This window comes from Glycomyces salinus (genome assembly GCF_016428645.1).
Classification (GTDB): domain Bacteria; phylum Actinomycetota; class Actinomycetes; order Mycobacteriales; family Micromonosporaceae; genus Glycomyces; species Glycomyces salinus.
Window position 1 is genome coordinate 1 of record NZ_JAELXW010000041.1, and the last position, 22,867, is coordinate 22,867.

Here is a 22,867-nt window from a genome sequence, read left to right on the forward strand (position 1 = left end):
AAGGCGCGTGCCGGGTTGGCCTTCTTCTCGAAGGCGATCCTGGTGGCCTTGAGTTCGCGGCCGTAGTGGTCGACGCCGAGGGCCATGACGATCAGGTAGCCGATGAACGCCGAGAGGGCCTGGAGCACGAAGAAGTACACGAACTGGGCGAACGCCCCGTCGAGCGAGGGGAAGTCGATGCGGGCGATCAGCGGGTTGATCAGGACCGAGAAGACCGTGGCGACCACGAAGATCGACAGCAGCTCGGGCACGATCTCCTGGCGGCGGCGGCGCACGCCCCACCAGATCCCGGAAGCGGCCGCCACCGCGGCCATCGCCAGGAACGAGACCGAGCCGACCAGCTCGCCGATCTCGGCGGTCGCCTCGGTGCCGTCGTCCAGCTGGCCCGCGAGGACGCGGCCGACGAGGTTGGCGGCGATCAGCGCCACGGCGAAGCCGTAGATCGAGGGCCAGTGGGCGATCAGGAGGCGCTTGAAGAGGGTCACGGTCGGGACTCCTTAACGTCTGGACTAATTCACGGCTCGCGAGCTTCACCGCGTTGGGGGTGTTCGTCGCCCTCACCGGTCGAAAATACTGCCACAGCGACACACCGATTCCCGCGGTCCCGGCCAGCAGCAGGGCATAGCCGCCCAGCCCGGAGGTGATGATGAGCGATCCGGCGTCGGTCGGGACCGAGGCGGTCAGCACCACCGCGAACCATGCGGCGGCCGTCAGCGCGGTCGCCCACCGGCTCCGCGTCCACCACACGCCGAGGGCGGCCAGAGCCCAGTTCCCGGCGAAGGCGAGGGCGCCGGCCACGGGCACGGCCGTGGCACCGATGTAGAACGGCACGAGGAAGACCTCGATGACGGCGGCGAGCAGCGCCGCCGCGATCACCACGACCGCGCCGCCGATGCGGATCGCCGCTTCCAGACCTCGCTCGCGCACGGGAGCGATCCTACGGCAGCGGCACTCGGCGCCCCAATTCCGTACGCGCAATTCAGGTTCCCGGGTCGGCGCGGCAGAACCGTCGTCCGCCGGGCCAGATTGGAACAATACGCTCATGGCTGCGGTGCGTGAGAATTACAGTGCTAAACCCCGACGATTCAGACAGTTGCTGCCGGGGCGGGCCGACCTCGCTCCAGTGCGCCGCCACTGGCACACCGACCTGCTCGCGGGCGCGACGGTCGCGATCGTGGCACTGCCGCTCGCGCTCGGATTCGGCATGGCCTCGGGGCTGGGGGCCACCGCGGGCCTGATCTCGGCGATCGTGGCCGGAGCGGTGGCCGCCGTGCTGGGCGGCTCGAACCTCCAGGTGACCGGGCCGACCGGGCCGATGGCGGTGGTGCTGGTGCCGGTCGTGGCCGCGCACAGCGCCTCGGGAGTGCTGGTGGTCGGGTTCCTCGCCGGGCTCGGGCTGATCGCTCTGGCCGTCACCGGGGCCGGGCAGTTCGTCCGCTACGTGCCGGTGCCGGTCGTCGAGGGCTTCACCGCCGGGGTCGCGGTGGTGATCCTGCTCCAGCAGCTCCCGCCCGCCCTCGGATTCGGCGTGAGCGCCGCACAGGTCCTCTCGGGCGCCTGGGGCGCGGCCGCGGCCTTCGCGGCCGACCCCGACTGGGTGGCGCTGTCGGTCTCGACCGGAGTCTGCTGCGCGATCCTGCTCGGCGCCAGGCTCAAGCCGGTCATCCCGCTGTCGCTGGTGGCGGTAGCGGTCGCCACGCTCGTCACCTGGTACTTCGGCGCCGACATCGACGTCATCGGCGCTCTGCCGTCGGTCCTGCCCGCCCCCGGCCTGGACTTCCTCGACCCCGCCGAGGTCCCGAGCCTGGCCGCGGCCGCGCTCGCGGTCTGCACCCTGTGCGCCCTCGAATCGCTCCTGTCGGCCACGGTCGCCGACAACATGACCGTCCACCAGCACCACAATCCGGACCGCGAACTGCTCGGCCAGGGCGTGGCGAACCTGGTCACGCCCGCGTTCGGCGGCATGCCCGCCTCCGGCGCGCTGGCCCGGACGGCCGTCAACGTGCGCGCCGGGGCCGCCGGCCGCCTGGCCTCCCTGTCGCACTCGGCGATCCTGGCGCTGATGATGCTCACGCTCGCGCCCGTGGTCTCCCACGTCCCGCTCGCGGCCCTGGCCGGGGTCCTCATCGCCACCTCGATCCGCATGATCGAGGTCTCCTCGATGGTGGCGCTGGCCCGCTCGACCAGGGCCGACGCCGCGGTCATGACCCTGACCCTGGCCGCGACCGTCGCGCTCAACCTGGTCTGGGCGGTCGTGGTCGGCATCGCCCTGGCCGGGGTCCTGGCGCTGCGGCGCATCTCGCGGGCCACCAGCGTCGAGCGCGAGGACATAGACCCGCACGACCACCACGACGAGGAGACCGCGCTGCTGCACGAGCACATCGTGGCCTACCGCCTGGAGGGGCCGCTGTTCTTCGCCGCGGCCCACCGGTTCCTGCTGCAACTGCTGGAGGTCGCGGACGTGCGGGTGGTGGTGCTGCGGATGAGCCGGGTCTCCACCATCGACGCCTCGGGCGCGATGGTCCTGGCCGACGCGATCAAGCGCCTGGAGCACCGCGGCATCGCCGTCTACCTCTCGGGCCTGGAGCCGGTGCACGCCAAGCCGCTGGCCGCGCTCGGGGTGCTCGAACCGCTCTGGCGGCGCGGCAGGCTGTTCGAGCACACCAGCGAGGCGATCGCCGCCGCGCGGCGCAAGCTCAAGACCGACGGGGTCCTAGAGCAGCTCGAAGCGGAGGCGGCCGACGAATCCGGATCGGAGCGCCCATAGCCGGTCGGGCTTGCCGGTGTGGCCGGTGGTGTCGACGTGCTCGACCTCCGCGGTCGCGGGGTCGATCCCGTGGAGGACCACGGTGCCCCGCTCTCCGGTCCAGGTGGCCCGGTCGCCGTCGATCTCGGGCCGGATGCGGGAGACGAAGGACTCCACGATCTCGGGGCCGGCGTCCCAAAGGCCGATGCCGTCCTCGCCCCAGGTGAACTTGCGCAGCAGCGCCCCGTCCCCGTAGGCGTCGATGTAGGCGTCCACGCCGTCGCCGGTGTCGACCAGTTCGGCGCGGGAGTCCTCCCCGACCTGCTGGGACGTGCCCTCGACGGTCGGCACCGAGTGCCAGGCCGAGGACGGGTGGGTCTGCTCGTAGCGCTCGTCGGCGAAGTAGGCGGCGGTGTACTCCCCCGCGCCCGGGTCGCACAGCAGCTGCTCGCCGTCGACCGCGATGATGAACGAGCCGAGGTCGAGGTGGTTGTGCGGCTCGTCGTTGTAGCCGCCCTTGACCGCCAGCGCCCACATGCGCCGCCCGATGCTCCGGCGCTCGACGTACCAGCCGACGTCGGGAAGCAGCCTGCGGCCCGGCTCGATCTCGCCCGAGATCTCCCGTCCCCATTCGAGCGACCTGGTGAGGTGGGCCCAGCGGGCGCAGTAGTCGTCGGCGAACGTCATCTCGTGTTCGAGCGCGGGAAGCCGCACGCCGAGCCGGTCGGCCAGGCGCGACAGCAGTCCGGTGGGGAGCACCGCGTCCGACCGGGCGTCGCCGAAGGACGCGAACGAGTCGGTGTAGAGCTGGACCGCGGCCGGGAACGAGGCGATGGCCTCGGTGCCGGCCAGCAGGTCCTCGCCGGTGGCCTCGCGCCATGCCTCGGCGAAGTAGGTGAAGTAGCCGAAGCCGTAGACCCAGTAGTCGACGCCTTCGACGCAGCCTCCGTCGGGCCCGAAGGAGAACACGTAGCTCTGGAGGGCGGGGATGACCCGGCCGCGGACGGCGTCGATGTCGACCCCGAGCGCCAGCGCGGCCATGCCCGCCGCCCCGGCGCACACGGCGGTCCAATTGGAGATCCGCTCCTCCCACCAGAACGGCTCCTCCGACTCGAAGAACGGTTCGATCACGCGGGCGTTGATCTCGGCGCGAACCCGATCGGCCGGCCCGATGTCGCCGCGCAGGGCGAGGATCTCGGCGAGGGCCTGGGCGGTCTCGCAGGCGAACAGGTCGACGCAGGTGCGCGGGTCCTCGCCTTCGGTCCAGTGGGCCGGCAGCGCCCAGGAGCGCTCGTCGCAGATCGCCTCGAGCAGTTCGTCGAGGTCCCCGGGTTGGCCGACGATCGCGCGGGAGGCAAGGAGACGGCGGCGCGCGAAGTACTGGTTCTCGAAGGGGATGCGCCTGCCGGTCTCGGCGAAGTCGTCGGCCAGCGCCGGATCGAACGGCGGCAGTGATTGCGTTGCCAGTTCACGGAGTTCGGTGAGGAGTGCTGTGCGAGGATCGGACATGATCTTAACGTTAACGTCCGGGCGTATTCCGGAATAGACTCCGTCATATGCGTATCGGCGAGCTGTCGGAGCGGACCGGCGTTCCGGCCGCCACCATCAAGTACTACCTGCGGGAGCAGCTCCTCCCGCCGGGAGAGCACGGCGAGGGCAAGACCGTCGAGTACGGGCAGGTGCACGTCCACCGGTTGGTGCTGATCAGGGCCCTGTCGGAGACGGCGGGCCTGTCGGTGGCGCAGATCGGCGAGGTCATCACGGTCCTGGCGCGCCACCCCGACTCGGTGTTCCAGGCGCTGGGCGCGGCGCTGGCCGCCACCCACCGCCCTCCGGAGTTCTCCCTGGGCAGCGAGGGCACGAGCGAGGCGGCAGGGCGGACGGTCGACCGGCTGCTGAACGAGTACGGCTGGTCCGAGGTCGCCCCGCCGAACTACAGGGACGCGCTGGTCACGGCGCTGACCGCGTACTACCGGCTCGGCAACCGCGACCCGGACGAGGTCCTGAGCCACTACGCCGACGCGGCCGCGCAGCTGGCCTCTGCCGACATGGAGGCGGTCGCCGAGGCCGCCGCGGACGGCAGCGTCGACGTCGAGCAGGCGGTGGTGCTGACCATCCTGGGGGAAACCGTGTTCGCCGCGCTGCGGCGCATCGCGCACATCGCAGCCTCGGCTCGGCTCCAGGCGAGGAAGGGCCCTTCGGGCACAATGGGTCCGTGAACACCCTCCGCTTCGACGCCGACTCCGACCGCCCCAGGTTGCTCCACCTGATAGCCGACGAGGTGGTCCAGGCGAGCATCGACCTCGACGATCCGACCTACCTGGACGCCGAGTACATGCAGCGGATCTCCTACCTGGTCGACGCGATGGCCGAGCCGGCGCGGCCCCTGCGGGTGCTCCACCTCGGGGCCGGGGCGCTGGCGATGGCGCGGTACGTGGCGACCACGCGGCCGGGCTCCTACCAGCAGGCGGTGGAGACCAACGACGAGCTGGTGGAGCTGGTGCGCGCTCGGGCGCCGCTGCCGCGGCGGGTGAAGGTCAAGATCCGCCGCGCCGACGCCAGGGAGGCCCTGGAGGCCGCCCCGGAGGCGAGCTACGAGCTGATCATCACCGACGTCTACGACAAGGCCCGCGTCCCGGCGCACGTGACGAGCATCGAGTTCCTGCGGCAGGCGCACCGGGTGCTGCGGCCGGGCGGGCACTACGCGGTGAACCTGTGCGACGGCGGTCAGATGCGCTTCCTCAAGCCCGCGCTGGCGGCGATGGGCGAGGTGTGGGAGCACGTGGCGGTCCTGGCCGAGTCGGCGGTCCTGCGGGGCCGCCGGTTCGGGAACGTGGTGGCGGTCGCGGCCGACGCCGAGCTGCCGATCGCGGCCCTCCGCAAGAAGTGCGCCGGGGCGCCGTTCCCGTGCCGGGTGGTAACCGGGACGGAGCTGGCGGCGTACGTCGCGGGGGCCGTCCCGGTCACCGACGAGTCCGCGATCCCCTCCCCGCCCCCGCCCGCCTCGCTCCGCAGCTTCTGAGCCGGAGCGAAGTCGCTGGATAGCGGGTCTATCGGCCCGGATGCGCTCACTGTCCGTTACTGGATTGTGGATCATTTCACAGGAGTCTTGGCACACCGCGCGCCCCAGACTAGCGTCGACCCCTGTTCCGGACGGGACGTCAGGGTCTCCCCCAGAGTCCCTCCCGACCGGACCGCCGAACCGCGCGGAGCGGAGCCTCACCCTCCGGACCAGGCCCCGTCGAGCGCGGACCGGGAACCCACTCGCGCCGACCCTTCGATCGCGGCGCACGGGGTGAATCCGGCGCGATCCGTCGCGCCGGTAGGGCGCGCTTCCGGCCCGAACCCGACAGCTAACCCGGTAGGCGGCCGAGGAAGAAAGGCCACCCTGTGGTTCGAGCGTGCTCAGAAACTGAACAGCGTTCCAGAACAAGCACCGTCATCCGCCGCACCGCCGTGTACGCGGGCGTCTCCGCGGCCGCGATCGGCGCGGCCACCGTCTTCATCGCCTCCCCCGCCGAAGCCGAGGACATCGACTACGACGAGGCGTCGGCCGCCGAGATCGAGGACCACCTCGAAGACCTCGAGGCCGACCGGGACGAGGCCGCCGACCGGCTCACCGGGCTCGAGGACCGCCTGGCCGAGGCCCAGGCCGTCGTCGATGAGGCATCGGCCGTCTACGGCTCGGCCGAGGTCCAGCTCGACCAGGTCACGTTCGCCGTCGACTCCGCCGAGCCCGACCTCGGCTCGAAGATGACCTCCCTGGTCGACTTCGCGCGCGAGCAGTCCGACCAGTACGGCCAGGCCCAGGAGGCCCTCGCGCTGGCCGAGCGCCTCGAAGGGCTGATCGAGGAGGCCGAGCAGGCCGTCGCCGACCTGGACGACCAGATCGACGAGGCCGAGCAGGCGGTCGAAGAGGCGGAGGAAGCCGAGGCCGAGGCGGCCGCGGAGGCCGAAGCCGAAGCTGAGGCCGAGAGCGGATCGGACGCGTCCGGCTCCTCCAGCGGCTCCTCGACCCCCTCCTACAGCTCCGACGCGGCCACGGCCGCGGTCCAGTTCGTGCACGACCAGCTCGGCGAGCCGTACGTCTTCGGCGCCGCCGGCCCCGACACCTGGGACTGCTCGGGCCTGATCCAGGGCGCCTACGCGGTCTCCGGAATCTCGCTGACCCACTCGACCTACGTGATGTGGGACGAGACCAGCGCCATCTCCCGCGACGACCTGCGCCCCGGCGACCTGGTGTTCTACAACGGGCTGGGTCACATGGCGATGTACATCGGCGGCGGCGAGGTCATCCACGCGCCCTCGACCGGTGACGTCGTGAAGGTCTCCGGCATCGACATGATGGGCATCGACGGCTACCGCCGCGTCTGATCGGGGCGGTACCGCCGAGACGAAAAGGAGGGCCGGGGCTTCGCCCCGGCCCTCAACGCTTCACTCCCTAATAGCGACGTCTCTCGCGCAGTCAAGCCGCCTCTGCCATGACCTGGTCGTTGGCCAGCTCCTTGAGGCGGGCCAGCGCCTGGATCTCCAGCTGCCTGATGCGCTCGCGCGACAGGTGGAACCGGTGCGCGACCTCGGTCAGCGAGTGCTCGCGGCCGTCCTCGAGGCCGTAACGGGCCTTGACGATCCCGGCCGAGCGCTCGTCCAGGTGGTTGAGCATCATCTCGATGCGCTGCCGCTCCATGCCGGCGAGCACGACGTCCTCCGGGCTCGGCTCGTCGGAGTCGGCCACCAGGTCCCCCAGATTGGTGTCGCCGTCGTCGCCGATCGGCGTGTCCAGCGAGACCGTGTCCTGGCTCCAGCGGATGAGCTCGTTGACCCTCTCGACGGTGACGCCGAGGGCCTTCGCGACCTGCTCGGGCTCCGGGTCGCCGCCGAGCTCACGGGTGAGCTGGCGGGTCACGTTGCGCATCCGGTTGACATCCTCGACCAGGTGCACCGGCAGGCGCACGGTGCGCTCCTGCTGGGCGATCGCGCGGCTGATGGCCTGGCGGATCCACCACGTGGCGTACGTCGAGAACTTGAATCCGCGCTGGTAGTCGAACTTCTCCACGGCGCGGACCAGCCCGGTGTTGCCTTCCTGGATCAAGTCCAGCATCGGCATCCCGGAACGGACGTAGCGGCGGGCGATCGAAACGACCAGGCGCAGGTTCGCTTTGATGAACTGCTCCTTGGCACGGGCGCCTTCCTCGACCAGTCGCTTCAGCTCCTTCTCGCTGGCGCTTTCGAGGGCCTGGCCCTCTCCCAGCAGGTGCTTCGCGAACAGTCCGGCCTCGACCGCCTTGGCCAGGTCGACCTCGGCGGCGGCGTCCAACAGCGGCGTCTTGGAGATCTCGTGCAGGTAAACACCTACCAGATCTCGCTCCTCAGCGACCTCTTCGGTGGTGAGGGTGGGTGTAGTCGTAGTCTCCACGCTCAAGGTCTCCTCCAGCTTCCTCGTCCCCCGACACCGTGTGAACGGTGGCAGTAGTTACAACGACCGCTTCGTTGCGTGGAATTCCGTGCCCCGGTGTTCGATACACCACGGTTACAAAACCGATGCTCGTCGGCGTCCTTTCGGAGCGCCGCCCCGGCCCTGCGACCTGGCCTTCACTGAAGGCCTCGTTCACGGCTCCTGTACCCAAGACGGGGGTCCGAACCGATCATGATGCCCTTGAGACGGGGATCACCGGCCCTCAAGCGGAGCCTGATGCCCATCGACCTCGGTCACGGTAATGCCTTCTTGGCGCAGCTTGCAAGCCATAGGTTTCTCCGGCCTGCCTCATCGCAAACCTTCTATCTCTAGGGGTACACGCGTCTTACCTTGAAAAAGTTGAGAGTTCATCTCAATGCGGCGCTTATCACTGCGACACCGACCGCAGGAGTGACGACTCTCTGATGCCTGCACCATAGCGGAACGTAGCTGTGACGAGCAATACCTTTCCCGACGGCCCATGGTCGGATGCCGGTCACCTGGCGTTCCCCGGCGGTTGCCCTACGTGCCCGCTCGGAGCGGCGAGTCGTCGAAGATCACCCGACGGCCCGGTTCCGCGTAGAGTGGCACGGTGACTGAAGAACGACTAGTGTGGGTCGACTGCGAAATGACCGGCCTCGACCCCGAGACCGAAGCCCTCATAGAGATCGCCGTACTCGTCACCGAGCCCGATCTGGCCCCCCTCGACGACGGCATCGACATCGTCATCGGCTGCGACCCGGCCCGACTCGACCACATGGGCCCGGTGGTCACCGAGATGCACGCCAAATCCGGACTGACCGACGAGGTGCGCGCCTCGAAGATCACCCTCGACCAGGCCGAGGACCGGGTGCTGGAGTACGTCAAGCAGCACGTGCCGGAGGCGCGGACGGCCCCGCTGTGCGGGAACTCCATCGCCACCGACCGGACGTTCATCACCAAGTACATGCCCCGCCTCGACGACCACCTGCACTACCGGATGATCGACGTCTCCTCGATCAAGGAGCTGGCCAGGCGCTGGTACCCGCGGGTCTACTACAACCAGCCCCCGAAGGGCCTGGCCCACCGCGCGCTGGCGGACATCAACGAGAGCATCCAGGAGCTGGAGTACTACCGCAGGACGCTCTTCGTCCAGCCCCCGGGCCCCTCGACCGACGAAGCCAGGCAGGCGGCCGCCGATCTCGGCCGGATCCCGGAGACCTGAACCGCCCCGATCCGATACTGAGACGCCGACCACCTAACCCGGTTGACGGATTAGTCCGATCCCTGGCTATGATTGTCGACGGTTACAGGGGATTCCCCGTCGAACCGACAATGGTGGTCGTAGCTCAGCTGGTAGAGCACCTGGTTGTGGTCCAGGAGGTCGCGGGTTCAAGCCCCGTCGGTCACCCCAGAGCAGAAGCCCCGCGGAGAACCGCGGGGCTTCTCGCTTGCCCGCGCGGTTTTGTCGCAGGCCGCGGTTAGTCTCGGACTCTCAAGGAAGCGGGGAGGGGCCGGTGCGGGATCGGCTCCTCCCTTGCCTGTCCCGTCAGAGGGGACGGCGGCGGTTGCGGCGGCGGCGCTCCCGGGCCTTCGCGTCCATTTTGGGGCGGATGATCCTGCGTTCGGCCACGGTCAGCGCTCCGGCCACGACCAGGAGCGGCATGACCACCCAGATCGGCCAGAAGTACTGCGTGTTGCCGCCGGTCAGCGCCAACACGAACGCCCACACGCCCACGTTGATGCCGATGGGGATCGACACGCCGAACCAGACCCACTTGAGCCATTCCGGAGCCGGACTGCGCTCCGGCTCGCCCTCGTCCAGGACCGCCTGGTACGTCGGGAGGTCGAGCATGACCTCCTCGGCGTCGCCGACCGTCTTGGCGTCCATGAGGGTCGCGACGCGCTTCTCGTACTCCTCCAGATCGATGTAGCCGCGGTCGACCGAGGCCCGAAGGAGCTCCGAGAGGGCCGAACGCTCGGCGTCGCCGATGCGCGTGTTGCGGTCACCGAACCGCTCGAGAGAGGACATGGGGCGGGCTCCTTTGAGGGTTTCCGGGGTTTCAGCAGCTGTCGTCCCGGCCGCGGTCACCGGTCAGCCAAGAGGCGAGGAAGATCGCGGTCATGATACCCACAGGCCAGGCGGGCCAGAAGTACTGGACCTCGCCCGAGGCGATCGACGAGATCAGCCAGATGGTGATCGTGGGCACGGCGACCCAGATCAGGCCGTGCAACTGCCCCGGCATGCCGTGCCTGCCGTGGACGCGTTCCTGGGTCGCCTCCTCGCGCTCGGCGCGCTCCTCGGGGGTCAGGTCGATGGTGTTGACCGAACGGTCCGCGGCCCGGTCCAACGGCAGATCGTCGAAGATGACGTCCAGTTCGGCGTTGGTCTTCGCCGCGTAGACGTTCTTGCTGCGCTCGTCGAACTCGCCCAGTTCGATGCGGCCTTCGTCCAGTGCTCGTTGAAGGTTCGCGATCGCTTGATCGCGATCGTCGTTGGAAATCCGCAGTCGGCCTCTGTCATCACTCACGACGTCATTATGACACCGCGAGTAATTCCGCGCGAGCCGCGCTCGCGGTCAGCTCCCCGAGCATCCCTACTCCGCCGTCCGGGGCGGTCAGCACCCACACCCCGTCCTCGCAGATCGCGATCGAGTGCTCGGTGTGCGCCGCGATCGAGCCGTCGTCGGTCACGATCGTCCAGCCGTCGTCGAGCTCGGCCGTGTCGGGGTCGCCGAGGGTGATCATCGGCTCGATGGCCAGGCACATGCCGGTGCGCAGCTTCGGGCCGGTGTTCGGGTCGCCGTAGTTGAGCACGTGCGGGTCCTGGTGCATCTCGGTGCCGATGCCGTGCCCGCCGAAGCCGGTCACGATCCCGTACTCGCCCGAGGACTCCACCGACCGCTCGATCGCGTTCGAGATCCCGCCGAGGCGCCGGACGGTGGCCGCCGCGCGGATACCGGCCCACATCGATGCCTCGCAGGCCTCGCGCAGCGCAGTCAGCTCCGGGCGCACCTCGCCGACCTCGATGGTGATGGCGGCGTCGCCGTGCCAGCCGTCGAGGACGGCCCCGACGTCGACCGAGAGCAGGTCGCCCTCGGCGAGGACCGCCTCCTTGGAGGGGATCGCGTGGACGACCTGGTCGTTCAGCGAGGAGCAGATCGAGGCCGGGTAGGGGCCGCTGCCGATGTCGTAGCCTTTGAAGGACGGCACGGCACCGGCGCCCCGGATGACGTCCTCGGCGATCCGGTCGAGTTCCGCCGTCGACACTCCGGGAGCGGCGGCCTCGCGCACGGTCCGGTGGACCTCGGCGACGACCAGGCCCGCGGCCCGCATCTTGACGATCTGGTCGGGGGTCTTGAGCTGGATGGCCCAGCGGCGACGGCGGAACACCGGGCTACTCGGCGGCGGCGCGGATCGCGGACATGGCCCGCTGGGTGACCTCCGCGACCTCGCCGATGGCGTCGATGCGGACCAGTTTCCCGTGCCGCTCGTAGTATCCGATGATCGGCTCGGTCTGCTCGGCGTAGACCTTCAGCCGGTTCTTGATGGTCTCCGGCTGGTCGTCGGAGCGCTGGTAGAGGTCGTCCGAATCGGGGTCGGCCGGCGGGTCGAACTCGAGGTGGTAGACCTTGCCGGTCGACTTCGAGACCCGGCGGCCCGAGAGGCGGCGCACCACCTCGTCGTCGTCGACGGTCAGCTCCAGCGCCAGGTCGAGGGTGTGGCCCTGCCTGGAGAGGAACCCGTCCAGGACCACGGCCTGGTCGGTGTTCCGCGGGTAGCCGTCGAGCAGGAAGCCGCCCTCGGCGTCGTCCTGCGACAGCCGGTCGGCCACCATCCGGTTGGTCACGTCGTCGGGTACGAGGTCGCCGGCGTCCATGTACCGCTTGGCCTCCAGGCCCAATTCGGTGCCACCGGAGACGTTCGCGCGGAAGATGTCGCCGGTGGAGATCTTGGGGACGCCGAGCTCGTCGGCGATGATCTCCGCCTGAGTGCCCTTGCCGGCTCCGGGCGGGCCTACCAATACCAGTCGCAAGTGTGCTCCTCCTGTCGCCGGGGCCGCCGCGCGCTAGCGCAGGAAGCCCTCGTAGTGCCGCTGCATCAGCTGGGACTCGATCTGCTTGACCGACTCCAGGCCGACACCGACCATGATCAGCACCGAGGTGCCGCCGAACGGGAACTGAGCGAAGAGCTGCGCGTTACCGAACGCGATGATGGCCAGGTTCGGAAGGATAGCGATCGTGGCGAGGTAGAGGGCACCGGGGAACGTCAGGCGTGACAGGACTCGCGAAAGATACGTGGCGGTGGGGTTGCCGGGCCGGACGCCGGGGATGAACCCGCCGGCCTTCTTCATGTTCTCGGCGACGTCGTCGACCTTGAAGGTGATCGAGACGTAGAAGTAGGTGAAGAAGATGATCAGGGCGGTGTACGTCAGGATGTACACCCACGAGCCCTGGTCGAGCAGGTAGCTCTCCACGAAGTCGCGCATGGCCGAGTCGGAGTCCTGGTTGAGCTGCAGGAACAGCGTCGGGATGTACAGCAGCGAGGAGCCGAAGATGACCGGGATGATGCCGGCCTGGTTGACCTTGAGGGGGATGTAGGTCGAGGTCCCGCCGTACATGCGGCGTCCGACCATCTTCTTGGCGTACTGGACCGGGATGCGCCGCTGCGACTGCTCGATGAAGATTACGGCGACCATGATGGCGATGCCGACCGCGAGGATCGAGGCGAACATGAACCAGCCCTCGGACTCGCGCAGGGCCCAGAACTGGCCGGGCATCTGGGCGGCGATCGAGGCGAAGATCAGCAGGCTCATGCCGTTGCCGACGCCGCGCTCGGTGATCTGCTCGCCGAACCACATGATGATGGCGGTCCCGGCGACCATGACGGCCACGACCGTGACCACCGACAGCCAGTACGGCGCGCCGACCTCCCCGTTCGACAGGTCCGGCAGGATCGGGCTCGGGCACTCGGTCTGGAACAGGATGCCCGACCGCGCCAAGGCGATATAGCCGGAGGCCTGGAGCAGCGCCAGGCCGAGCGTGAGGTACCGGGTGTACTGGGTGATCTTGACCTGGCCCGGCTGGCCTTCCTTGCGCAACTGCTCCAGCCGCGGGATGACCACCGTCAGCAGTTGCATGATGATCGAGGCGGTGATGTACGGCATCACGCCGAGGGCGAACACCGAGAGCTGGAGGAGCGCTCCACCGGTGAACAGGTTGAGCAGTCCGAACACGCCGCTCTCGTCGTCGGGCTGCGCGTTCAGGCAGTCCTGCACCGCGGAATAGTCGATTCCCGGGCTCGGGGTCTGCGCACCGAGACGATACAGCGCGATGATCATCAAGGTGAACAGGATCTTCTTGCGCAGATCGGGGGTCCGAAACGCGCTGATGAAGGCGGAGAGCAAAGCAGTTCCTCCTGAACAAGCCCCTTGGACGGGGCCTCGCGGCGGGACGCTGGCTGCGCCGGCCGCCGTGATCGCAAGTGGGCGTGTTTATTAGGTCCAACGGGTGAGTCCGCACACGCCGAGGTAGACGGTGGTCCTCGCTAGGGCAGCCTAGCAGGCCAGGCTCAGGGGAGGGAATTCGGCATTAGCCATGACGAAACGGGCCGGAGTTCCCTCCGGCCCGCCTCGCGGATCAGGTGTTCGACTGCGAGCTCTCTATCAGGAGAGCGGCTCGCCGGTCTTCTTGTCGATCACGGTCGCCGAGCCGCCGGCGGCGGCGACCTTGGCGGTGGCCGAGGCCGAGAAGGCGTGCGCCTTCAGGTCGAACTTGACGCTTTCGACCTCGCCGGAGCCGAGGACCTTGATCAGTTCCCTCGGGTTGAGGACGCCGACCTCGATCAGCTGCTCGGGACCGATCTCGCCGCCCTCGGGGAACAGCTCGACCAGGCGGTCGAGGTTGACCACCTGGTAGACGGTCTTGTTGTAGGGCTTGAAGCCCTTGAGCATCGGCAGGCGCCGCTGCAGCGGCATCTGCCCGCCCTCGAAACCGGGCTTGACGGTCTTGCGGGCCTTGGTGCCCTTGGTGCCGCGGCCGGCGGTCTTGCCTTTGGAGCCCTCGCCGCGACCGACGCGGGTCTTGGCCTTCTTGGCTCCGGGAGCCGGCTGAAGGTCGTGAACGCGAATCGCCATGCCTACTCGACCTCCTCGACTTCGACCAGGTGCCGGACGCTGCGGACCATGCCGCGGAACTCCGGGCGGTCCTCCTTGACGACCGTCTGGCGGATCTTGCGCAGACCGAGGGTCCGCATGGTCTCCCGGTGCTTCGGCTTGGTGCCGATGACGGACCGGACCTGGGTGATCTTCAAACGTGCCATGTTGTCCGAGTCCCCCTAACCCTGAGCGGCCTGGGCGGCCTCGGCGCGGGCGCGCAGCAGGCCCTGGGGAGCGATGTCCTCCAGGTGCATGCCGCGGCGGAGCGCGACGGCCTCCGGGCTCTCGAGCTGCCTGAGCGCGGCCACCGTCGCGTGGACGATGTTGATCGCGTTCGAGGAGCCGAGGGACTTGGACAGGACGTCGTGGACGCCGGCGCACTCGAGCACGGCGCGGACCGGGCCGCCCGCGATCACACCGGTACCGGCGGAGGCGGGCTTGAGGAGCACGACTCCGGCGGCGTCCTCGCCGAGGACCTCGTGCGGGATGGTCCCGCCGATGCGCGGCACCTCGAAGAAGCTCTTCTTGGCCTCTTCGACGCCCTTGGCGATCGCGGCGGGCACTTCCTTGGCCTTGCCGTAGCCGACGCCGACCTTGCCCTCGCCGTCGCCCACGACGACCAGCGCCGTGAAAGCGAAGCGGCGGCCGCCCTTGACGACCTTGGCGACGCGGTTGATGGTGACGACGCGCTCGATGTGCGGCGACTTCTCGGCGCGGTCGCGGCCTCCGCGACCGTCGCGGCCGCGGCCGCGACCGCGGCGGTCGCCGCCGTCTCTGCCGCCCTGTTGCTGTTGATCAGCCACGAGACTGATTCCTTTCACTGCTCAACGCCGGCCCGGTGGGCCGACTCGCTTCGATTTCCCGGCCGGGCACTGCCGCGGACCGGGTGGTGTCGCGCCTGGGCGCAACCTCTCGATTATGCCTGTTCGCGCAGGGTGCGCCCACCACCGGGGTCGAGGTGAGGCAGCCGACACAGACACTGCGGACTTCTCACCGGCTCGGGCGCCCGAACGACTCGGGTCCCGAATCGCCGCATTGGGCGCGATTCCCTCTACTCTCGGCTTTTGAATTCTCTCGAAAGACGCGCCGCCATAACAAATAAATTCTTCACATCGGCCGTAACTCTCCTCCTCGGAAGATCGTTCTCCAGAATGTCCGACAAGACCCGCGCGCCCCACGCGGTCCATACGCCCCGGCGACCGGTCGTCACTCACTCGGGTGAGACCGCGCCGCGGTCGAATATCCGACAGACTCCCTCTAGATCACAATTCCAACTGTCCATTTCATCCTGAAAATCACAGTGGACCACGAGCCCGCGCATTACATAAGCGACAAAACAAAATCACTGGTAGCCGAATGTAACCCGCACGAAAGCCTTCGGGACTCACATGATCACCGTTCATGGGCTACCTTGGCACTACACCCAGAAACACACCCCATCGCCCCCGCTCGCCGGGGACTCGAGACCGCGGTGAGAACCGCCGCCGGTCTCCATTGAAAACACAGTTATCAATGCAATCAGCGAGGCGACCGACGCCTCCCCTCGACACCCGCACCAGTCCGAATTCGTATCGGCGCGCATCGCCGCGCCTTGATCAATTCCGTCGTGCCGCGATGACCGCCATTGGGTCATCGCGTTAGTCCAACGTGCCTTCGGGAGGCAGTATTCAATGCGTCGGCAATGGCAACTATGCCTGCGTCTCGCCCGTTTCGCCGCAGTGGGGGCGACCTGTTTCGGCCTGCAAGCGGTGATCCTCACCGTTCTCGAACGGGCCGGCGTCCCGGCCACCCTCGCCAACGCCGTCGGATTCGCGGCCTCGGCACAACTGAACTTCCTGCTCAGCTCCTATTTCACCTGGTTCGACCGCCGCGTCCCGCTCAGCGCGCGCCGCGCGATCGCGGCCAGATGGGCGGCGTTCCAGGCCACCGCCGGCCTGGGCCTGTGCTTCAACACCGGCGTCTTCGCACTCGCGGTGCGGGTCCTCGATCCCGTGGCCGCGGCCGCCGTCGGCGTCCTGACCGGCGCCGCCCTCACCTTCATCACCGGAAACCACCTGATCTTCCGCAACCGCCGAAACCGTACGGAACCCATCCGACAGACACAGGGAGAAGACCTTGACGCTCATCGCCCCGAACCCGCACGCGCCGGCGCCGCCAGCGGCACCGGCGCTGACTGACGGCATAGCCGTCGTCATGCCGGCCTTCCGTGAGGAGGCCAATCTCGCCGATACCGTCACCGACTTCCTCGGCACGCTCGTGCGGGCGGGCATCCCGCACGCGGTCGTGGTCGTCGACGACGGCTCCGACGACGGCACCGGTGCAGTCCTCGACCGCCTCACGGCCGCTTTCGGGGAACGGGTGGTCGCCGTCCGCCACGACCGCAACCGCGGCTACGGGGCCGCGGTCCGCACCGGCATAGAGGCCGCGCTGCGCCGAACCGGATTCACCGAGATACTCCTGACCGACGCCGACCGCCAGTTCCGGGCCGAGGACCTGGTCGAGATGCGCGAGGTCAAGCGCCGCGAAAGGGCCGACGCGGTCATCGGCTACCGCAAGCGGCGCGCCGACCCGTGGCGAAGGCGCCTCAACGCCCGCGTCTGGACCGTGCTGTGCAAGGCCCTGCTGCACGTGCCCGGCCGCGACGTCGACTGCGCCTTCAAGCTCATCGACCGCTCGCTCCTGACCGACCTGCGCCTCACCGGCCAGGCCGCCGCCATCTCCCCCGAGCTGCTGTGCCGCATTTCGGGCGACGGTGCCCGCATCGTCGAGCACCCCGTGGGCCACTATCCGCGCCCGCACGGCGAGCAGACCGGCGCCCGCCTGTCCGTGGTCGCGCGGTCGCTGCTCAGTCTCGCCACCGTCTACTGGAACATGGTCCGCGACGCCCGCCGCCTGGTCTGGCTGCGCCGCCGCCTCGCCCCGGCCGACCGGGCGGCCGCACTGGTCACCCTCGGCGCACTCGCCGCCTCCGTGCTCGCCTACCTGTACTTCGCCGACCAGGGCATGCTGCTGGCCTACAAGGACGCCAACTCGCACCTGCTCATCGCCAGACGCATCGTCGACAGCCCCACCTCGGGCCTGGCACAGCTCGGCGGCGTGTGGCTGCCGCTGCCGCACCTGCTGTCGGCCCCGCTGTCGGTCTGGCAGCCGCTCTACTTCAACGGCCTGGCCGGGGCCGTCGTCTCGATGGCCGCCTACGTGGTCGCCACCAGATTCCTGTACCTCCACGTCAAGGCGCTCACCGGGAGCACGGCGGGCGGACTGGCCGCGGCCGGGATCTTCGCGCTCAACGCGAACATCCTCTACCTGCAGGCCACCGCCATGACCGAGCTGCTGCTCTTCGCCTGCTGCGCCGCCGCCGTCCACTACCTGCACCAGTGGTGCGTCGAGGACCGGCTGCGGCACCTGGCCTGCGCCTCCGCCGCGGTCCTGGCCGCCAGCCTCACCCGCTACGAGGGCTGGATCCTGTGCGCGGCGGCGGTCGGCGTCGTCGCGCTCACCGCGCTGCTGCGCCACCGGCGCTACTCCCACACCGAGGGCTCGACGCTCATCTTCTCGTTCGTGGCCTGCTCGGGGATCCTCGCCTGGATGGCGTGGAACCTCGTCATCTTCGGCGATCCGATGAACTGGCGCTCGGGCGAATACGCCGACTCCTCCCTGTGGGTCTCCGAAGGTGAGGCGAACGTCGGATCGCTCGACACCGCCGCCCAGACCTACGGGCTGGCCGTACTCCACAACCTGGGCCCGGCGGTGCTGGTGCTGGGCGCGGCCGGCCTGGTCGTCTACCTCGTCCGCCACCGACTCGACTACCGCTGGATCACGCCCTACCTGATGCTGGGCTTCGCCCCGTTCTTCGTGTTCGCCCTCTACACCGGCCAGCGGCCCCTCCACGTCAAGGAGGTCATGGGCGCGCTTTACAACGTCCGCTTCGGACTGATCATGCTGCTGCCCGCGGCCGTCTTCGCCGGATACCTGATCGGCCTGCTGGCCAAGGCCGCCGCCGATCGAGACCTGAGGTACCGGGCCGTCGGCGGCGCCACCGCCGCGGTGGCCGTGGCCGGATCCGCGGTCGCCGTCGGCGGCGCGGTCACCCTCGACGAGGCGGTCGAGTACCACGAATCGGGTTGGGAGACCGACAACGATGCGGCCGCGGCCTGGCTGCGCGAGCACCACGACGGCGAACTGACGCTGATGATGTCCTTCGAGAACGAGTCGGTCACCTTCGAATCGCAGATCCCCACCGGCTCTCTGCTCTACGAGGGCTCCTACCAGGTGTGGGAAGAGGCCCTCGCCGATCCCGAGACCGCCGGGGTCGAGTGGATCTACATGAGGGCCACCCCGGGAAGCGAGGACGACGTCTGGGAGGCCCTGTGGGGCACCGACGCCCTCGACGACCACTACGACCTCGTCTACGACGAAGGCGACCGGCTCATCTACCGCGCCGACGCCGAGAACGGAGAATGAAGTGTCCCAGACGACGACCGCCGGGCTCAGCGCTCGGCGGCTCCTCAGCCCCGGCCAGGTCCTCCTGGCCGCCGGATCCGCCGCGGCGGTTGCCGCCGCGATAGGTCTGCACCTGGCCTTCGGATTCGGGCCCTCCCCGCTGTGGTGGGCCCAGGCCGGGATGGCCGCGCTCATCGTGCTCTACCTCGCCGTCATCAGCTTCAAGATCGCGATGGTGCTCGGATCCGGCTCCTCCAGCGCCTTGCGTTTCGACGAAGCGGACCTGGCCGGCCTGCCCGACCACGAACTGCCGGTCTACACGATCCTGGTGCCGCTCTACCGCGAGGCCGCCGTCGTCCCCGGCCTGATCAAGCGGCTCTCTGCCATGGACTACCCGGCCCACAAGCTCGAGATCCTGCTGCTGATCGAGCCCGACGACGACGAGACCCGCGCCGCCATCGAAGCCTGCGAGCTGAGCGGGTCCTTCCGCCTGGTCACCGCTCCCGACACCCAGCCCAAGACCAAGCCCAAGGCCTGCAACGTCGGCCTGGCCCGAGCCAAGGGCGAGCTGTGCGTCATCTACGACGCCGAGGACCGGCCCGACGTCGACCAGCTCCGCAAGGCCGCCCTGGCATTCCGCCTGCTGCCGCGGCGGGTCGTGTGCGTCCAGGCCGAACTCCAGTACTGGAACCCGTGGACGAACTGGCTCACCCGCTGCTTCTCGGCCGAGTACGCGACCAACTTCAGCCTGACCCTGCACGGCATGGACCGCCACCGCCTCGCGATCCCGCTGGGCGGCACCTCGAACCACTTCCGGGTCGACGCGCTCCGCGACCTGGGCGGCTGGGACGCGTTCAACGTCACCGAGGACGCCGACCTGGGCATCCGCATCGCCCGGCGCGGCTGGGACGTCCGCATGATCGTCTCGGTCACCGAAGAGGAGGCCAACAGCCGCCTCGGCAACTGGATCCGCCAGCGCTCGAGATGGATCAAGGGGTACATGCAGACCTGGCTGGTCCACTCGAGGCACCCGATGCAGTTGTGGCGGGAACTGGGCACCAAGAAGGCCGCCGCGGTACACCTGACACTCGGCTTCTCGACGGTGACCACACTGGTCAACCCGATCATGTGGGCGATGACGCTGTTCTACTTCACGTTCGGCCCCGAGCCGCTGGAACCGCTGTTCCCCTCGTTCATCCTCTACGGCGGCGTGATCGCCATGATCGCCGGCAACGCCCTGATGTGCTACGCGCTCATGCTCGGCTGCCTCAAGCGCGGCCTGTACGCGGCCGTCCGCGCGATGCTCACCGTCCCGCTCTACTGGGCGCTGATGAGCCTGGCCGCCTACAAGGCGCTGCTCCAGCTCCTGCGCCCCAGCAAACGCTACTTCTGGGAGCTCACCGAGCACGGCCTCGACACCGAGAGCGAACCGGCCGCCGAGCGCGAGAAGGGAGTAGCGCATGTCGCGTGACCTGTTCCGCCGGACCGCCGTCGCCGTGCTGCTGGCGGCGCTGCTGATCGCCGTGCCGTCGCCGTCGGCGGCGGCCCCGCCCGAGGAGCTCGAGAAGTCCCTCGTCGTCGGCGGCCTGGCCGAGCCGACCGCGTTCCGCTTCGCCCCGGACGGCTCGATCATCGTCGCCGAGAAGAACGGCGCGATCCAACTGGTCGAGGACGGGGTCCTCCACCCGCACCCGCTGATCGAGCTGCCCACCGCCGGCAGCGACGAGCGCGGCGTCCTCGGCCTCGAACTGGACCCCGACTTCGCGGTCAACGGATACCTCTACGTCGGCTACACCGCCGCCGACAACCTCGACCGGCTCAGCCGGTTCACCGTGGCCGACCACGAGATCGACCCCGCCAGCGAGCTGGTGCTCATCCAGTCGCAGCAGGACGCCAACGTCTTCCACCACTCCGGCAGCGTCAGGTTCGGCCCGGACGGGTACCTGTACTGGGCCCTGGGGATGAACACCGACAACACGACCTCGCAGAACCTCGGGAGCGTCCACGGGAAGATGCACCGCGTCGCCGCCGACGGGTCCATTCCGCCGGACAACCCGTACGTGGACACGCCCGGCGCCGAGCCTTCGGTGTGGGCCATGGGCCTGCGCAACTCCTTCCGCTGGGACATCGTGCCGAGCGGACCGAACGCCGGGAAGATCCTGGCCGGCGACGTCGGCGGCTCCGAGTTCGAGGAGCTGAACCTCATCGAGCGCGGCGCCAACTACGGCTGGCCGCATGTGGAGGGCGAGTGCGCCGGCTGCCCGTACGCGCAGCCGGTGTGGTCCTATCCCCACACCGCACCGCCGGCCAACGCAGGCTCGATCTCGGCGGTGGCGATCAACGAGGGCGGCCTGCTGGGCCCCGAGTACGAGGGCGCGGTCTTCGTCGGCGACTACACGCTCGGCTGGGTCAAGTACCTGAAGATGGACGCCGACTACACCGGTGTGGTCAGCGAGCACGACTTCGACCTCGGCGCGGGAACGCCGGTGCAGCTCGAGTTCGGCCCTGACGGGGCGCTGTACCAGTTGAACATCTACCCCGGGGAGTTGTACCGGATCGCGCCCTCGGGCGGGAACCGCGCCCCGGTGGCCGCGGCCTCGGCCACCCCGGACAGCGGCTACGGACCGCTGGAGGTGGCCTTCTCCTCGGAGGGGACGGCCGATCCGGACGGCGACGCGCTGACCTACGAGTGGGACTTCGGGGACGGGGCCGCCTCGACGGAGGCCGACCCGGTCCACACCTACGCCGCCGACGGCGTCTACACCGCGACCCTCACCGTCTCCGACGGCGACAAGACCGGGCAGGACCAGGTCGAGATCCAGGTCGGCAACACCAGACCGACCGCCGTGATCACCTCGCCGACCGACGGGACGGACTACAGCGGCGGCGACACGATCGCCTTCGACGGCGAGGGCGCCGACCCCGAGGACGGCCCGCTCGGCGCGGCCTCGATGACGTGGACGGTCCAGTTCCACCACGGCGACCACGTGCATCCGTTCTACGGGCCCGAGGAGGGGCTCTCGGGCGGTGAGATCACCATCCCGACGGCGCCGCACGGCGCGGAGACGACGTGGTACCGGATCAGCCTGACGGTGACCGACAGCGGCGGCCTGACCGACACGACCTATGTGGAGGTATTCCCGAACCTGGTGGACGTGACGGTGGCGGCGGACCCGCCGACGGCGTCGTTCACCCTGGACGGCCGCCCGTACGCCGGCTCGACGACGAAGACGATGGTGGTCGGCACCGAGTACGTGCTCGACGCGCCTTCGCCGCAGTATGTCGAGGGCCTGCGGTACCAGTTCGACTCGTGGTCGACCGGGGCGGAGCGGAACCACGTGTTCACCGCGCCGGAGACGGACACGACGGTGACCGCCGCCTTCACCGAGCTGCCGCATCCTCCCGAGCCGTGGGAGTCGACCGACGTCGGCGGGCGCACCCAGCTCGGTTTGAGCAGCTACGACGACGGCGTGTTCTCGGTGACCGGCGCCGGCTGGGACATCTGGGACACCACCGACGAGTTCCACTACGTGCATCAGCCGCTCCACGGCGACGGCCGGATCACCGCGCGGCTGATCTCGCAGGAGGACACGAACCCGTGGGCGAAGGCCGGGGTGATGGTCAAGGAGTCGACCGCCGAGGGGGCGACGTACGCGGCGATCGCCGTGACCCCGCAGAACGGGGCGCACTTCCAGGCCGACTTCACCGAGGACTTCGGCGGGCACGAGTACACCCCCGGCGAGGCGTGGCTGCGGCTGACCAGGGTCGGCGACGTGTTCACCGCCGAGTTGTCGGCCGACGGCGTCGAATGGACCGAGATCGGCTCGACGACGGTCGCGATGAGCGGGCAGGCCACGATCGGACTGTTCGCGACCTCACACGACAACACCGTGTTCTCCACGGCCGAGTTCGACTCGGTCACCGTCGACGCCGGGGCCCCGGCCTCTGACTGGACCTGCCAGGACGTGGGCGACCCGCAGTCGGCCGGCGACGCGGTGTTCGACCCGGACGGCTCGGTCGAGGTCACCGGAGCCGGTGACGACGTGTGGGGCGATGCCGACCAGTTCCACTACTGCCACCAGGAGCT

21 protein-coding genes, 1 tRNA gene and 1 riboswitch are annotated in these 22,867 nt (G+C 69.2%); of the genes, 11 read left to right on the forward strand and 11 right to left on the reverse strand.

Annotated elements, in window-relative coordinates; genetic code table 11:
- Nucleotides 1-485: hypothetical protein (locus JFB92_RS13050; protein ID WP_199039194.1), on the reverse strand; the 485-nt coding region annotated here is incomplete at its 3' end.
- Nucleotides 486-646: 161 nt separating this feature from the next.
- Between JFB92_RS13050 and JFB92_RS13055 the strand changes: the two genes are divergently transcribed.
- The gene (locus JFB92_RS13055; protein ID WP_199039196.1) at nt 647-823 is read left to right on the forward strand and encodes a hypothetical protein; all 177 of its coding nucleotides are present in this window, start codon (nt 647-649) and stop codon (nt 821-823) included.
- A gap of 219 nt (nt 824-1,042) precedes the next feature.
- Nucleotides 1,043-2,767, forward strand: coding sequence for a SulP family inorganic anion transporter (locus JFB92_RS13060; RefSeq protein ID WP_233163126.1), 1,725 nt, complete (start codon nt 1,043-1,045; stop codon nt 2,765-2,767).
- Here JFB92_RS13060 and JFB92_RS13065 read toward each other — a convergent pair.
- Nucleotides 2,714-4,255 (reverse strand): heparinase II/III domain-containing protein, encoded by a 1,542-nt coding sequence (locus tag JFB92_RS13065; protein WP_199039200.1) that lies wholly within the window; start codon nt 4,253-4,255, stop codon nt 2,714-2,716. The two genes, JFB92_RS13060 and JFB92_RS13065, sit on opposite strands and share 54 nt — an antisense overlap.
- Nucleotides 4,256-4,302: 47 nt before the next feature.
- Between JFB92_RS13065 and JFB92_RS13070 the strand changes: the two genes are divergently transcribed.
- From JFB92_RS13070 to JFB92_RS13080, 3 genes are all read left to right on the forward strand, one after another.
- Complete coding sequence (locus tag JFB92_RS13070) at nt 4,303-4,965, forward strand: MerR family transcriptional regulator (RefSeq protein ID WP_199039202.1); 663 nt, start codon at nt 4,303-4,305, stop codon at nt 4,963-4,965.
- Nucleotides 4,962-5,768 (forward strand): spermidine synthase, encoded by an 807-nt coding sequence (locus tag JFB92_RS13075; RefSeq protein WP_199039204.1) that lies wholly within the window; start codon nt 4,962-4,964, stop codon nt 5,766-5,768. The genes JFB92_RS13070 and JFB92_RS13075 overlap by 4 nt, the downstream gene beginning before the upstream one ends.
- A gap of 202 nt (nt 5,769-5,970) precedes the next feature.
- A riboswitch (cyclic di-AMP (ydaO/yuaA leader) is annotated at nt 5,971-6,129 on the forward strand.
- 73 nt (nt 6,130-6,202) lie between these two features.
- Nucleotides 6,203-7,120, forward strand: a complete 918-nt coding sequence (locus tag JFB92_RS13080) for a C40 family peptidase (RefSeq protein WP_199039206.1) — start codon at nt 6,203-6,205, stop codon at nt 7,118-7,120.
- A 91-nt stretch (nt 7,121-7,211) separates the two neighbouring features.
- Here JFB92_RS13080 and JFB92_RS13085 read toward each other — a convergent pair whose 3' ends face one another.
- A complete protein-coding gene (locus JFB92_RS13085; RefSeq protein WP_199039207.1) occupies nt 7,212-8,168 on the reverse strand; it encodes a sigma-70 family RNA polymerase sigma factor in 957 nt (318 codons plus the stop codon).
- Between the two features lie 625 nt (nt 8,169-8,793).
- Here JFB92_RS13085 and orn point away from each other — a divergent pair.
- A complete protein-coding gene (orn, locus tag JFB92_RS13090; RefSeq protein ID WP_199039208.1) occupies nt 8,794-9,405 on the forward strand; it encodes an oligoribonuclease in 612 nt (203 codons plus the stop codon).
- 113 nt (nt 9,406-9,518) lie between these two features.
- Nucleotides 9,519-9,594, forward strand: a tRNA-His gene (locus JFB92_RS13095).
- A 135-nt stretch (nt 9,595-9,729) separates the two neighbouring features.
- On the opposite strand, the gene JFB92_RS13100 is transcribed toward JFB92_RS13095, so the two are convergent.
- The 8 genes from JFB92_RS13100 to rpsE all read right to left on the reverse strand — a co-directional run bounded on the left by JFB92_RS13100 (nt 9,730) and on the right by rpsE (nt 15,140).
- Nucleotides 9,730-10,212 (reverse strand): DUF1707 SHOCT-like domain-containing protein, encoded by a 483-nt coding sequence (locus tag JFB92_RS13100; protein WP_199039209.1) that lies wholly within the window; start codon nt 10,210-10,212, stop codon nt 9,730-9,732.
- A 31-nt stretch (nt 10,213-10,243) separates the two neighbouring features.
- Nucleotides 10,244-10,711 carry a DUF1707 SHOCT-like domain-containing protein gene (locus JFB92_RS13105; RefSeq protein WP_199039210.1) on the reverse strand — a complete coding sequence of 156 codons (468 nt, stop codon included), beginning with the start codon at nt 10,709-10,711 and terminating at the stop codon, nt 10,244-10,246.
- 7 nt (nt 10,712-10,718) lie between these two features.
- Nucleotides 10,719-11,573, reverse strand: a complete 855-nt coding sequence (map, locus tag JFB92_RS13110) for a type I methionyl aminopeptidase (protein ID WP_307789143.1) — start codon at nt 11,571-11,573, stop codon at nt 10,719-10,721.
- Between the two features lie 4 nt (nt 11,574-11,577).
- Nucleotides 11,578-12,216: an adenylate kinase gene (locus tag JFB92_RS13115; protein ID WP_199039211.1), complete on the reverse strand. Its 639-nt coding sequence runs from the start codon at nt 12,214-12,216 to the stop codon at nt 11,578-11,580.
- Nucleotides 12,217-12,249: 33 nt separating this feature from the next.
- Nucleotides 12,250-13,587: a preprotein translocase subunit SecY gene (gene secY / locus JFB92_RS13120; RefSeq protein WP_199039212.1), complete on the reverse strand. Its 1,338-nt coding sequence runs from the start codon at nt 13,585-13,587 to the stop codon at nt 12,250-12,252.
- Nucleotides 13,588-13,845: 258 nt separating this feature from the next.
- Nucleotides 13,846-14,316 carry a 50S ribosomal protein L15 gene (gene rplO, locus JFB92_RS13125; RefSeq protein WP_199039214.1) on the reverse strand — a complete coding sequence of 157 codons (471 nt, stop codon included), beginning with the start codon at nt 14,314-14,316 and terminating at the stop codon, nt 13,846-13,848.
- 2 nt (nt 14,317-14,318) lie between these two features.
- The gene (gene rpmD, locus JFB92_RS13130; protein ID WP_199039216.1) at nt 14,319-14,501 is read right to left on the reverse strand and encodes a 50S ribosomal protein L30; all 183 of its coding nucleotides are present in this window, start codon (nt 14,499-14,501) and stop codon (nt 14,319-14,321) included.
- Between the two features lie 15 nt (nt 14,502-14,516).
- Nucleotides 14,517-15,140 carry a 30S ribosomal protein S5 gene (gene rpsE / locus JFB92_RS13135; protein ID WP_372451635.1) on the reverse strand — a complete coding sequence of 208 codons (624 nt, stop codon included), beginning with the start codon at nt 15,138-15,140 and terminating at the stop codon, nt 14,517-14,519.
- An 867-nt stretch (nt 15,141-16,007) separates the two neighbouring features.
- Between rpsE and JFB92_RS13140 the strand changes: the two genes are divergently transcribed.
- From JFB92_RS13140 to JFB92_RS13155, 4 genes are all read left to right on the forward strand, one after another.
- Nucleotides 16,008-16,514, forward strand: a complete 507-nt coding sequence (locus JFB92_RS13140) for a GtrA family protein (RefSeq protein WP_199039218.1) — start codon at nt 16,008-16,010, stop codon at nt 16,512-16,514.
- Between the two features lie 16 nt (nt 16,515-16,530).
- Nucleotides 16,531-18,801, forward strand: coding sequence for a glycosyltransferase (locus JFB92_RS13145; RefSeq protein ID WP_199039220.1), 2,271 nt, complete (start codon nt 16,531-16,533; stop codon nt 18,799-18,801).
- A 1-nt stretch (nt 18,802) separates the two neighbouring features.
- Nucleotides 18,803-20,251 carry a glycosyltransferase family 2 protein gene (locus JFB92_RS13150; RefSeq protein ID WP_307789144.1) on the forward strand — a complete coding sequence of 483 codons (1,449 nt, stop codon included), beginning with the start codon at nt 18,803-18,805 and terminating at the stop codon, nt 20,249-20,251.
- Nucleotides 20,241-22,867: PQQ-dependent sugar dehydrogenase (locus JFB92_RS13155; protein ID WP_199039222.1), on the forward strand; the 2,627-nt coding region annotated here is incomplete at its 3' end. The genes JFB92_RS13150 and JFB92_RS13155, both read left to right, overlap by 11 nt.